We start from the raw sequence: 13,844 nt of genomic DNA, 5'->3' as shown, positions 1-13,844 counted from the left end.
AGAATATACAACCCTAAAGAGACCAGAAATATTTTATAATATTTGGTTTCTTTTTTTATTATATAAGTAATTTTGCAAGTTATTTCTTTTAATTATAAATTGATCGAATAATAATTTGAATTCTTGAAAATTTTTAAATTCATTATCGTATTGTGCAAAAAAACATTCTTTATATCAACCATTCAAAGATTCTGTTGGTGCATTATGTTTAAATCCTGACTCAGACATTAATAAAACAACATTCGGATATAAATCAATAACATTTTTAACAGCATAAGATGTATTTGCGGTTCCTCTATCAGTTTGAATTATTGAATGGCTAACCTTATGTTTATTAATAACTTCTATTACTTCACAAATAGTTTTTTTAACAATTTCTGAATTTTCAGTTAAATCAAAATTATAAGCAATCATTTCCCTGTTATATCAATTGTAGGCAAACTCTCCTAATATTTTAACTTTTTTTCCTTTAATTATAAGGTCTAAGTAAGAACCATCCATTCCAATTTTTTGAAAGTTATATTGTGTGCTAAAATCTTTTTTAATTAAGTCTGGTACAAAGTTTCCTCTTTGGTGAGTGGTTCTTTTAGAATCTCTTTTAATTTTAACTAGATCAACTAACTTATTTTTTCTTAATTTATTTATTATTTTGTAACTAACATTAATATTAAAAACATCTCTAATTCAAGAACTTACATTTCATGAACCAGAAGATCCATTCTTTTTTGAAAACTTGTTTATTAAGTCTATCGCTTTATCATTATATTTTCTTTTTAATTCTACTTTTTTATTTTCAGATAGTTCTTTTTGATTTTTATTTTTTCATTTTGCATAGTTAGCAAAATTAACAAATAAAGCTTTGCATTTATCTTTTATGTTTAATTCAGTAGAATCATCAAAATAAATTATGTTATAGGCGTTATTTTTTCAAACCTTCTTACTTGTTTCTATCTTCATTTGAGTATTCGATAAATTCATGCAAGAAGGCATGCGCTTTTCCAAAAAATTTATTTTAGCCTTATATTTTAGTTTTTCTTTTTTAAGTTTACTTAATTCTTTTTCCAACTTTTTATTTTCTTCTTTAAGAATCTTGTTTTCAATGTCTTTTTTCATATAAATATTAACCTCACAAGGCGAATAATCTAATTCGCTTTCTAGTTCACTAATATTATATCTTTTTACTCATTGTTTTATTTGTGGTTGCCCACTTTTTAAATTTAATTCTTCGGCAATTTTAGAAGCTTTTTCACCAGCAAGAAATTTCTTAATTGCTAATAATTTTATCTTTTTGTCTATTATTTTTGGCATAAAAAAACACCCTTTCTGTAGAAACAATTATTTAAAAAAATTTTAAATAATTTGGTCTCTTTAGGGTTGTCTATTTTAAATAAGTTGGAGTTTTTTTATTTTATTTGCATGAGTTATATATGTAGATAATTATTTTTCATTATTAACATAATTGAAAATATAAAATATTGTTGTATTAAATTATTAGTAATTATATTGAAATATTAATAAATGTATTTTCAATGAATACTTTTCTTTTGCGTTATATTTTATAATATAAATTAAAAATATATATTTATTGTAATTTTTTTTATTAAATAATTATTAAAACACAATTTATAAAGGAGGAAATAAAATGAAAAAACTAATACTATGTTTAAATGCGATTTTATGTATTGGAATTGTTCCTAGTAATGTGCTATCTTGTGAGAATAACAATAACCAGTCAACAGAGACAACAACACCAAACATTGAAGATCAAAAAAGAGATTTATCTTCAATCAGAGAAAAAGATTTGAAGGAAATAAAAAGTAATAGTGATTTACAAACCTTAAAAGATATAATATCAAAAATTATTGAAATGAATAAAGATGATTCTTTTTCAATTAATGATGTAAAATTTTCAGATAATCCAACTTTAAATCAAGCTAAAATTGAGGCATTACCAAACTCTTCAAAGGTTAAAGGTAGTGTTGTTTTATAATATACATATGAAAAAATTAAACCAAGTTTTTCAATTGATGATATTGATTTATATATAAAAGTTTTTGAAGAAAAGACATTCAGTATTAAAATTAACAATTTTGAAAGCGATAAAAAACTCGAGGTTTTAATACCTAACGAAGAAAAAGATTCAAAATGTCTAGAAGTTTTAGAACCAATTAAAGATGACAAAATAGAGGGTTTATTTAAAATTAAATATAAATTAAATAAATACATAGCAAAAAGCAATGGAGAAATTGAAAAATTCCATTTCCAAGTGTCTCTATTATTAAAATATGCAGGTCTTGAAAAGATAGTTCATATTGAATGTCAAAGAATAAATCTATTTCAAGATATAAATGATGGGGCGTTTATTGATTTAGGAGATATAAATGGTTCTGAAGAACATGAAACACTAAAAGATGTTTTAGATAAGTGAAATAATAAAGAAGAAACAAAAAAATATCAATTAACTGAAAATAATGTTAAATTAGATTATTTTGATGAAGAAAACTATATAGGACCAAAGTTTGTTTCAACATATAACCCTGATTCACCATATTCTAACTTTATACAACTAAATTATAATTTTATAAAAAACTAAATTAATTATTAAAATAAATAAAAATATTTCTTAAATATATAATATAAATAAAAATAATTCCATATTATTCATTAAAACACTTTTTGTAATGTTATTATATTTAAGGGTGATAATATGAAAGCAGCATGCTTTGAAAAAAATAGTTTAAAATATGTAGTAAAAGAAGTTGAAAAACCAACTATAAAAAAAGAAACAGATGCCATTGTAAAAATGATGTATACAACAATTTGTGGTACAGATTTACATATTCTTAAAGGAGATGTACCTGAAGTTCCTGATAATTGTGTATTAGGTCATGAAGGTATTGGTGTAATTGAACAATTAGGTAGTGAAGTATCAAATCATAAAGTTGGTGACGTTGTAATTATCTCTTGTATTACAAGTTGTGGAACTTGTAAATATTGTAAAAATAATTATCAATCTCATTGTGAAGATGGGGGTTGAATATTTGGGCATTTAATTGATGGAACACACTCAGAATATATAAGAGTTCCACATGCCACTAATTCATTACACAAATTAGATCCAAGTAAACCTGGTTTTGAAAATCTAGTTTTAATTAGTGATATATTTCCAACATCATATGAAATTGGTGTTTTAAATGGAGAAGTTAAAGAAGATAGTGTTGTTACAATAATTGGTGCTGGTCCAATCGGATTAGCAGGACTAATGTCAGCTAAGCAAAAAAACCCTAAAAAAATAATTATGATTGATTTAGATCAATCTAGATTAGATTTTGCAAAAAATAATGGAGCAACAGATATAATTTGTGCAACAGGTGATGAAGCAATAAAACAAGTAATGAAGTTAACCAATAATGAAGGATCAAATGTTGTAATTGAAGCAATCGGAACTAAATTTACTTTCGATTTAGCTCAAAAAATAGTATCAATAGCTGGAAATATAGCTATTGTTGGCGTTTTTGGTGAATCAGTAGAGTTTAATTTACAAGATTTATGAATAAAAAACATAAAACTTACTACAGGACTTGTAAATGCGTATTCATCATTAGATTTAATAAAAAATATAAATGATTATAAAATTCCAATTGATAAATTAATTTCTCATAGATTTAATTTTAGTGAAATCGAAAAAGCTTTTGATGTATTTAAGAATGCAAAAGAAAATAAGGCTTTAAAAGTACTTATAAAATTTTAATTTTTATTAATAAAATTTATAAATTTAAATATTACATAAATATATGAAAAGCCGAATAATACTATTGTACTATTCGGTTTTTCATAATCTAAGGATTTATTTTCCTAGATTATTAAATAAATGTTTAGATAAATAAATATTAATAGATAAAAAAACTATTTTTTTAATAATCAGCATTATTAAGTTCCTTATTTCTTTAAAAATCTTTATTAGATTTTTAAAGAAAGTTAATTTTTTTAATTTATAAATTTTAACAAAATTGCATTAAGTCTAAAATTTCCTACGACCCCTCGCTTGTGTCATTTGCTTTTTTTTTTTTTTTTGGTTAAAATCAAATTGTATATATCTTTTTAAATATTTTTTAAAAAGTAATACAAAGGGGAATAAAAATGAAAAAATTAATTATGTTACTTAATGTAACTTTTTTAGTAACACCTATATTGACCGCGGTAGTTTCGTGTGGTGATAAAACTATTTATGGTACAGATTTATCTGAGTTAGAAGATTATAGTTGAAAAAAAGAAGAACCTTATTTTGAAGGTTATCAAAATACGACTAAACAAAATATACCTACCAATGTTGAAAAAAATATTTCTTTGGCTAAAGAAAACTCTAAAAATTATATTGATTATTCAAGTTTTAATACAAGTTTTAAAACTGCAAATGATGTAAAAAAACAATCTCCAACAGGAGTGCCTTTAAACTCGCACTTTATGCCAAATGGTAATTTCAAAAAAGACTTACAAGTTGTTCCTAAGAGTGATATATTTGATGAAAGTAACAGTATTTTAGATTGAAGTTATGATTCAGATCGTGACGCTAAATATAATGTATCTAGAATACCACTTCAAAAAACAACTAAAACTGCTAAAAAATGAATTAGTAGTCAAGATAAAAATATTCAAGAAATGAATATGTCAACTGTTATTGAGTCAACTTCACTTGCAAATACAATAGTTGGTAATAATAGAGCTTATGCAAGAGGAATAAATAACTATCAATACAATGATATAACAGTATCATGAGGTGGAGCGGCTGATGAAGGAATTCTTTTACCTCCAGCATCAAATGAAGTACAAAAAGCTCATATGAATGGTACAAAGATTTTGGGTAACATTTTTTTGGATGGTTATCATGGTTTAAAAGTTGAAATGCTTAGAGATTTCATAAAACAAGATAGTTCAGGTAATTATTTAATAGTTGATAAGCTAATAGATTTAGCAAAACAATATCAATTTGATGGATGGTTTTGAAATAATGAACCAAATGGATACTCTCCAGATGGTTCAATTATTAGTTATAAAAAAATTATTGAAATTATGAAACAATGAAATAATAAAGTTAAAAATTCAAATGATTCGTATATAAAAAACTTAACATTATTTTCATATAAAAATAATGGTTCACTTGGTATGGATGATAGCAACAAACAAACTAGTGACGAGTCTGTCGAACTTTATAATAATTCAGATTATTTCTTATCAGATTTTGGTCAAAATTTTAATAGTTCTGAAAGATTTACAAATAACAATAAAGAAGCAGCACGAAAAGTATTTAATATGTACAATGTTGGTGGATGAGTTAATGAAGAAATTTATTATAACAAGGATAGAATAGGAAGATATGATACAAAACAACTTGCTTATAAATACAGTAATAAAGATGAAACTGAAAAAGGAAGTGACGGTAAACCAATTGTTAAATATAGTTATGATAATTCTTCATTAGGTGAAAATGCAATTAGTAATTCTGTTGCGATGTTTGCTTCACAAGATGGATATGATGTTGCAAATAGTTTAGGAGATCAATTAAAAAATGTAACTGAAGTTGAAAGAGACATATATAAACTTGTTTCAGCTGCAATGTATGATGATATGCTTTATACTGGACATAACAGAGTCCTTGATGAAAAAGATAAAGGTGTAATTACTTACACAAGTGATAATAAAAAACTAGAAAAATATAGTTATGGTATGGGACATATCATTCAAGAAAATACTGTTTTAAATGATAACAATAATGTTTTCTTTACTAATTTCTCAACTGGAAATGGTAAAATGTTTAACTCAATTAATGATGATGGAAAAATAACTAGTGTTGATAACTATCCATGATCAAATTCAAATATTGGGGATGTTCAACCAACATACAAATGAAGAATTGCAAGTTCAACAGATCAAAAATTACAAAGTTCAGATAAAGTTTCTGGATACTATGACTACTATAATCCTTATTTAAAAGGTAATTCAATTAGTTTAGGAAGTGGTTTTAATGATAAAGGTGAAATTCAAGACTTTGATCTAGAATCAAGCACTAACTATGATTGATGAATAATGGGTTCAAACTACTCTGCAAATAAAAATAAAAAAGTAGAATTTGTGGTTAAAACAACTGGTGATTTAGATCCAGAATCAATTAAAGTAATTTATGATACAACTAAAGATAATGAAAAATCATTAGAAGCAACAAAAACTACTACAAAAAAATTAGAAAATGATTGAACAAGAATAACTGGTGAAGTAAATAGTGGCGCTCCTATATCAAAATTAGGAATTAACTTTAAGGGTGGTAAAGGTACAGTTAAAGTTGGTGAAATGAAAGTATTGAATAGCGACTCACAAGTTGCTAATAGCACGTACAATTTTGATAAAGTAACATCAGAATTAGATATAAGCAGAGATAGTGGTTTAAGAAATTACCGATTAAATTTTGATAATTTATTAAAAGATTCAGACTTATATTCATATTATGAAATATATGGTGATTACTCAAATAAAATATTAAGAATTGCAGAAGGAAATAAAAATGATTACTATATAAAAAATATAGATTGAAATTGTCCAAAATTATATATAAAACTAGTAAATAATTTAAATTCAAATGTTAAATGATTTAGTATTGATTTATAAATATAGAAAGCTGGAATAAAGTTGTTAGAAGTTAAAAATGTCTGCAAAAAGTATGGCAAAAATATAATCTTAGATAATATAAATTTTACTGTTAATGATGGAGAAGCTGTAGGTATACTTGGGTCAAATGGTGCCGGAAAAACAACATTGATGGAAATTATTGTTGGACAAATTAAACCTACTTCCGGTCAAGTATTACTAAATGGTAAAACCGATGTTTATAAAAATGTTGGTATACAATTTCAAGAAGGGTTTTGACCCAAAGGAATGTCATCAAAATTATTAATTAAATATTTCAAGAAAAAATGGTCAAATAAATTTGATGAAAAAACAATTGAACTTATAAAAATATTTGAACTTGATTCAATATTAAGCAAAGACTTAAATTTATTAAGTGGTGGTCAAAAACAAAGACTTAATACTTTACTTGCGATTTTAAATGATCCAAGTCATATTTTCTTAGATGAAATGATAACTGGTCTTGATTTAAAAATGCAACTACGTCTTGCTGATTTTTTTCAAAACTTAAAGAAAGAAAAGAAAACTCTTTTAATAATTTCTCACATACCTGAAGAGGTTGAAAATTTATGTGATAGAGTCATGATTATTGATGGTGGCAAAATATTTATAGATATGCAAATTGTTGAAGTTAGAAAAAAATATAAATCTGTAAGAGATATGCTAATTAAATATTATAAAGGTGAGTTATATGAAAAATAAAGAATTATTTAAATTCAAACCTATGTTCAATAATTTTAAAAATAACTTTATAATTATTTCTTTATCTATTTTAAAAAACTTTAGAACATATGTTTATGTATTTTTTATACCATTAGCTTTTTTAATGATTTATGTATGATATACAAATGCAACAAGTGGTGTGTTTAAACCACCAAGACTATTTTTGTATATGATTTTACCAACATTTGCAATTATATTTTTAGTAAATACTACAGTTTCGGAATGAAAAAACTCGGTATTTTTAAAAAGGATACATAGTGCTGGGGTATCCAGGTTAAACTTTTTTGTTTCATTATATGTTTTCAATTTTATAATTGGAATAGTTTCTTTTTTAATGTCACTAATTGTAATGTCTATTATATCTTTAATATATTTTAATGCAACTAATGGATCGTTTTTTGAAATAATTGGTCTATGAGAATTTAAAGATTGAATTGGTATAATATATTCATTAAGTTTAAATATAAGTATTTCAATTTCGATTGGAGTTATAATAAGTGGTTTAATTAATAGTATTGCCTTATCACAAACAATAACATTAATTATAGTTTTGTTTAGTATAGTATTTTCTGATTGTTTATTACCGTTAGATTTAATGTCCGTATCTAAACCTTTAACAATTATGAGCTACTTTGTTCCTCATAAACATAGTGTATGAGTAGGTATAATTGCAGCATCATCTGAACAAGTTAAATGAGCATTTGAGAATCCAGAAAGAGAAGGTAAAATGATAAGTTTTGGTTTTCAATTATGAATTCCTTGTTTAACAGCTTTCTTTTACTCAACATTATTAATTACTGGAGGATACTTTAGTTTTAGATGAAATAACAAAAGATAAAACTTAATTTATATTTGCAATTAATAAATAAACTTTTTTAAAAAAACACCTGAATGAAATCTTAATAATAAAAAAAATATTTTATTTTTAAAAATTTATTAAAGGTGTTTTTTTATTATAAAAAATTGACTAAAAAATATTTTAAATTATAAAACAATTTTATTAAAAGATAATAACTTCACTTATTATGTATAATATAAATATTTAAAGAGGTATGTTATGTTAACTATTTGAATAAATTATTATTATACAAAAAAAGATATCTATTCAAAAAAATTAAGTCAAATTATTTATACCTATCATTTAATTAACTCGTTAATTTTTATAATGTCAACCATAGCTTCTATTATAGCTTCTATTATAGCTGCAATAGAAATTGACCCTCTGTAATATATATCACTATTAATATCTTTGTTTTTAGTTTTTATGCTAAGTTGATATCAAATATTTTATTTAAAAAAAACATTTGTATTTATAAATCAAGTTAATGAACAAGAATATATTTACAAAATTTATTTAAAATCTTTAAAAAGATCATGAATACCAATTTTTTGCTTTTTATTTACAAATAATTATTATAAAAAATTAAAAAATGCCTTAGTTAAAAATGGTTTTAAAGTAGATTATTCAAGCAAAAAACAATTAGAAATAGCAAAAAGATTAAGTTTACCAAAAAATTTTGAACCTTATGATATTAAACAACCAATATTAGTAAAACCTGATGATATAAAAATTTACTTAAAAAATAATGAAAACAAAACTTTTTATTTAACAATTAATATAATAAACCCAGAAAAATTAAAATTGTTAGAAGTTATTTCTTATAATGATAGTTTATATTTTAATCATAAAAAATTTATTGATAGAAAAGGTACTGGAAGGTATAAAATACCTTACACTTTATTAAAAAAAGGAACTGAGAGTATTAAAATAAATTATCATAATATATTAACTTGTGAAATTAATGTTGAAGTTGTTTAATTGTTAATAGTATTTTTTAGTAAATTAATTACTATATAACTTAATAGATACATTATTAATATATTTCTACTTGATTCTAAAATAACACTTCTTTCATAATAATCAACAACTATACACTCCTTATAAATATCAAATTTATGTTTTTGTGATGGTGAACAAATTACAAAAACATTTTTATTTGTATTTTTAACTAAGTTATAATAATTCACGATGTATTGATTGTCTAAACCAAAACAAAAAAATATAAAAACATCGTCTCTTTTAGCTTTGTTTATTCAAGCTTGATTTAATTTTCGTTGATAATTAAAAAATGCATTATAACCATATAAATTTAATTCACTTGCAAATAATTCAACATTAAAAAGTTGTTGATAACAACTTATCATATAAATATTATTTTCCTTATCAATAGAATTGATAAGTTTTTTAATTTTTTCAACTTGTTGATCAATCATATCTATTGAATTATCTATTATAACTCTATAATCTAAACTAGTTGCATTTTTTTCAACATTACTGTAATTATAGTATTCAGTTTCTATCTTTATTCGTGTTGCAAGCTCTTTAAAACCATCATATCCGTATTTCTTTGAAAAAGCAGTAATTACTGATTCTGAACAAAAAGATTCTTTTGAACATTCAATAATTTTTGGGACTTTTTTTTCTTCAATACAATTTAGTAAATAATTCGCTATTGCAACATGTGTTTGATTTTCTGGATTATTTTTAATTAAAGTCAATTTTTCTTTAATACTTTTAAACATACATTATCCTCTAATTAATATTAGCAAAAATATTTCTCAATTTTTTAAAAATTTCTCTATTTATAGAATTGCATTGTAAAAATAAATTCTAAATAATAATATTCAATTAGGAGGTATTAATATGCTTAAATTTAAAAAGAATTTTCAAATTGGTGCATCAATGAGTGCATTGCAAACAGAAGGTAAAGGTATTACAAAAATTGGTGATTTAGCTTTTGATAAATATTATTCAGAAAGCCCTGAACTATTTTTTGATAAAGTTGGCCCATCAATTACTTGTGATATAACTAGAAACTATAAAAATGATATAAAAATGTTTAAAGAAATAGGTTTTGACTCTTTAAGAACAGGGTTTTCATGGGCGAGATTGTTTCCAGATGGTGAAAACTTAAATAAAGATGCAGTTGATTTTTATCATTCATATATAAATGAGTATAAAAAAAATAATATTAAATTATTTATGACCTTATTTCATTTTGATATGCCATTATGAGCACATGAAAAAGGAGGGTGATCATCAAGAGAAGTTATTGACAAATTTGTTAATTATTGTGAATTTGTATTTAAAGAATTTAATGATGAAGTAGATTATTATGTTACTTTTAACGAACCATTGGTTCCAGTTTATGAAGGTTATTTAAATGACAAGCATTATCCAGCAATTAATGACCCTAAACAAGCAGTTAATCAAGCTTATGGTATATTTTTAGCTCATTCAAAAGTATTGTTATCATATAGAACATTTAATTTAAAAGCACCAATTGGTGTTGTATTTAATTGAAACTATACTTACTCATTTTCAAATAAAGAAGAAGATATTCAAGCTGCAAAAGTATATGATGCATATGTTAACAGAGGACCATTAAATATAATGTATAACGGAAATATTAGTCAAATATTAGTAGACACTTTAAAACAATATAATATGTTACCTGAGTACACAAAAGAAGAAATAGAAATTGTTAAAAAAACAAAAGTAGATTTCTTAGGAATAAACTATTACTTTCCTTGTAGAGTTAAATTAAAACCTAATAATAAAAATAGATGAATTATGGATAATTACATTATTCAAATACCAGAAAATGCAAAAATTAACCCACACAGAGGATGAGAAATTTTTCCTGAAGCATTATATGAAATTGGTATGGAAATTAAGGAAAAATATAACAATATCCCATGATATATTGCAGAAAATGGTATGGGAGTAGAATCTGAAGATAAATATAGGGATAAAGATGGTGTCATTAATGATGATTATAGAATTGAGTTTTTAAATAATCATTTAACACAAATTAAAAGAGCAATTGATAATGGTTCAAATTGTTTTGGATATCATATATGAGCAGCTCTTGATTGTTGAAGTTTTAGAAATGCTTTTAAAAATAGATATGGTTTAATTGAAGTTGATTTAACAAACCAATCTAGAAAGTTTAAAAAATCTGCATATTGATATAAAGAATTAATAAATAACAAGGAAGACAATTAATATGATAAAAAAGAAATACATAGATGGTGTTCAAGATTTATTTAATAATCTTGGTGGTTATGAAAACATTATTTCATTTACTCATTGTATGACAAGAATGAGATTTACATTGAAAAATTGAGATATTGTTAAAGAAGATAACATTAAACAAAGCGCATATGCTACAGGTATTAAAAAAAATCCTGGAGGAAATGAATATCAAATAATTGTTGGAATGGATGTCTCAGATTTTTATGAAACATTTTGTAAAATAAATAACTATGATATTGATGGTAAAACAATTATAGATAAAACATTAGTTCAAAATAAAAATACAAATTTTAAAACAAAACAAGTAGAAGAAATTAGTGCTATTAAAAGTAAGTTTAGAGTGAAAGGTTTTGCTAATAAATGTTTATCATTTATTTCAAAAGTGTTTTCACCAATAGTTTACCCATTAATTGGTTATGGATTATTATTAACAATATGATCATTACTCACTGTAGAATGAAATGGTGATGGAACATCTGCAAGTGATAGTGTTCACTTCTTTAATCAATTTGCAGATATATTAAATGTATTAACAAGTACTTTTTCATTATTTATTACAATTGCTGTTGGATATACTGTTTTTAAAGCAATGAGATGTACTCCAATTTATGGTATATTAATTGCTGTTGTACTAACAGCACCAGGTCTTACAAACATGGGAGATGTGAAACCCCAAGAAGGTCAAACAATTTTAGGTCAATTTCCAAGTTGATCATTATTCGGTGATGGAGTAAGTTATCCATATAAAATTAATTTTAATGGTTTAATGGTACCAATGATTGGTGTTGCAATTTTTGGAGGTTATATGGAAAGATGGACTTCTAAAATAAGCAATACAACAGCAAAAAATATATTAAGTCCTGTGTTAATTATTGCAGTTACATTCTTATTTGCTGTATTTATAATTGCACCAATTGGGATGTTATTTACAAATTACTTGTCAATTGGTGTAAATTGATTGAGTACTAACTATATTGCTAAATATATTGCACTTCCATTATTGGGCGCACTATATGGACCATTAGTTATAACTGGATTACACCACTCATTAACCCCAATAATTTTACAAGGACAAGCTAGTTATGGAGCAACAATTATTCAAGGATTATGTACATTATCAAATGTATCACAAGGAGTTGCCACTATTGCTTTTGTTGTATTAAATAGAAGGGTAAAACAGCTAAAAGAATTAGGTGTTTCTAATGGAGTGTCTGCAATTGTTGGTGGAATCACTGAACCCTCATTATTTACAGTTAATCTTAAACATTTATATCCATTAATCGCATGTTCAATTGGTGTATTTTGTGGAAGTTTAGTCCTTGTGGCATCTAATACTTTTGCTTTACAAGGCGCAAGTTCAATATTTGGATATCTAATGTTCCAACACAAAGCTCCATTTGCAACCGGGGTAAATACTTGAGCTGGTGGTGGATTCTTATGAGGAGCAATTTCAATAATTGTAAGTTGTGTAGTGACTTTTTTAATGACAATTATTTTAGGTAAAGTAAAATGATTTTCTAACAGATCAAGAGATCTTTTATTAGAAGATTTTAATGTTGATATATTTGAATTGAAACAATTAAGTAAAAAAGAATTTAAAGAACAACACAATAAAAAATAGGATATAAATTAATTAAACAAATAATCTATTTAAATAAATAAAACTTAAAGAGGAAATATAAAAATATTATGTTTTTTAATATCTTAAAAATATTGCAATTTAGTACGAATATTTATATGGTTAAAATAATAATTTTAACCATATTTTATTAATAAAGCGTAATATATATTTATAATAGTTAAGAGAGATAAATGAAAAATAAACAAATATTTAGAAAAGTGAAAATAAATAATATAATTGATCTCCATACAATTTATGAAAATTTTCGTGTTATAAATTTAAATGTTTTTACCCAAAAAGACATTGATTTATACTATTATTTGGTTAATGAAAACAAATTTAACATAAAAATAGATGTTATTGATGAAATCGTAGTTAAAGACAATGGCCTAGTGATAGGTTTGGTATTGCATTTAATAGACAAAAATGATATTGCAAGATTAAATTCATCAAATATATTTTTAAAATTTAATTACCTGTATTTGGATGTTGAATCTGATAATTTATACAATCACTTTACAAAAATATTAGAAGAAGTTATACTAAAAATACCTTATTTAATGGTAAAAGAAGGTTATAAAAAATTATCTTTAGAAACTATGATGAAGAATAAAAGTTATTTTTTGCCAACCGAAGATCAAAAAACACTTTTATATAGTCTAGTATATTATAAATGATCATATGATAGTCTAAGTTCTTCAATTGAAAAATAAGAAGGATATA

Annotated in this window: 12 protein-coding genes; 10 read left to right on the top strand and 2 right to left on the bottom strand. The window is 23.9% G+C overall.

The annotated features are described in order from the left end of the window. Window positions 1-33: 33 nt before the first annotated feature. Window positions 34-1,308, bottom strand: coding sequence for a hypothetical protein (locus SLITO_RS03430; protein ID WP_075058385.1), 1,275 nt, complete (start codon window positions 1,306-1,308; stop codon window positions 34-36). Window positions 1,309-1,642: 334 nt separating this feature from the next. On the opposite strand from SLITO_RS03430, the gene SLITO_RS03425 reads away from it, so the two are divergent. The 7 genes from SLITO_RS03425 to SLITO_RS03395 all read left to right on the top strand — a co-directional run bounded on the left by SLITO_RS03425 (window position 1,643) and on the right by SLITO_RS03395 (window position 9,220). Continuing rightward, window positions 1,643-1,990 carry a hypothetical protein gene (locus SLITO_RS03425; RefSeq protein ID WP_075058384.1) on the top strand — a complete coding sequence of 116 codons (348 nt, stop codon included), beginning with the start codon at window positions 1,643-1,645 and terminating at the stop codon, window positions 1,988-1,990. Window positions 1,991-2,266: 276 nt separating this feature from the next. After that, window positions 2,267-2,593, top strand: a complete 327-nt coding sequence (locus SLITO_RS03420; RefSeq protein WP_075058383.1) for a hypothetical protein — start codon at window positions 2,267-2,269, stop codon at window positions 2,591-2,593. Between the two features lie 114 nt (window positions 2,594-2,707). Next, on the top strand, window positions 2,708-3,751 hold the full coding sequence (locus SLITO_RS03415) for an alcohol dehydrogenase catalytic domain-containing protein (RefSeq protein WP_075058382.1): 1,044 nt from the start codon (window positions 2,708-2,710) through the stop codon (window positions 3,749-3,751). A gap of 389 nt (window positions 3,752-4,140) precedes the next feature. After that, window positions 4,141-6,660 carry an endo-beta-N-acetylglucosaminidase gene (locus SLITO_RS03410; protein WP_075058381.1) on the top strand — a complete coding sequence of 840 codons (2,520 nt, stop codon included), beginning with the start codon at window positions 4,141-4,143 and terminating at the stop codon, window positions 6,658-6,660. Between the two features lie 21 nt (window positions 6,661-6,681). Then, on the top strand, window positions 6,682-7,380 hold the full coding sequence (locus tag SLITO_RS03405) for an ABC transporter ATP-binding protein (RefSeq protein WP_158500632.1): 699 nt from the start codon (window positions 6,682-6,684) through the stop codon (window positions 7,378-7,380). Next, the gene (locus SLITO_RS03400) at window positions 7,370-8,239 is read left to right on the top strand and encodes a hypothetical protein (RefSeq protein ID WP_075058379.1); all 870 of its coding nucleotides are present in this window, start codon (window positions 7,370-7,372) and stop codon (window positions 8,237-8,239) included. The genes SLITO_RS03405 and SLITO_RS03400 overlap by 11 nt, the downstream gene beginning before the upstream one ends. A gap of 426 nt (window positions 8,240-8,665) precedes the next feature. Next, the gene (locus tag SLITO_RS03395) at window positions 8,666-9,220 is read left to right on the top strand and encodes a hypothetical protein (RefSeq protein WP_144416406.1); all 555 of its coding nucleotides are present in this window, start codon (window positions 8,666-8,668) and stop codon (window positions 9,218-9,220) included. On the opposite strand, the gene SLITO_RS03390 is transcribed toward SLITO_RS03395, so the two are convergent. Then, the gene (locus SLITO_RS03390; RefSeq protein WP_075058377.1) at window positions 9,217-9,984 is read right to left on the bottom strand and encodes a MurR/RpiR family transcriptional regulator; all 768 of its coding nucleotides are present in this window, start codon (window positions 9,982-9,984) and stop codon (window positions 9,217-9,219) included. The genes SLITO_RS03395 and SLITO_RS03390 overlap by 4 nt on opposite strands. Before the next feature lie 121 nt (window positions 9,985-10,105). Here SLITO_RS03390 and SLITO_RS03385 point away from each other — a divergent pair, with 121 nt between their 5' ends. From SLITO_RS03385 to SLITO_RS03375, 3 genes are all read left to right on the top strand, one after another. Further along, window positions 10,106-11,470, top strand: a complete 1,365-nt coding sequence (locus SLITO_RS03385) for a glycoside hydrolase family 1 protein (RefSeq protein WP_075058376.1) — start codon at window positions 10,106-10,108, stop codon at window positions 11,468-11,470. 1 nt (window position 11,471) lies between these two features. After that, window positions 11,472-13,121, top strand: a complete 1,650-nt coding sequence (locus SLITO_RS03380; protein WP_075058375.1) for a PTS transporter subunit EIIC — start codon at window positions 11,472-11,474, stop codon at window positions 13,119-13,121. A gap of 191 nt (window positions 13,122-13,312) precedes the next feature. Further along, window positions 13,313-13,834: a hypothetical protein gene (locus SLITO_RS03375; RefSeq protein ID WP_075058374.1), complete on the top strand. Its 522-nt coding sequence runs from the start codon at window positions 13,313-13,315 to the stop codon at window positions 13,832-13,834. Window positions 13,835-13,844: the final 10 nt, after the last annotated feature.

The sequence above is a fragment of the Spiroplasma litorale genome (assembly GCF_001267155.1).
Taxonomy (GTDB): Bacteria; Bacillota_I; Bacilli_A; order Mycoplasmatales; family Mycoplasmataceae; genus Spiroplasma_A; species Spiroplasma_A litorale.
The sequence above is the reverse complement of the archived record's forward strand: the minus strand, read 5'-3'. Positions and strand labels throughout refer to the sequence as shown.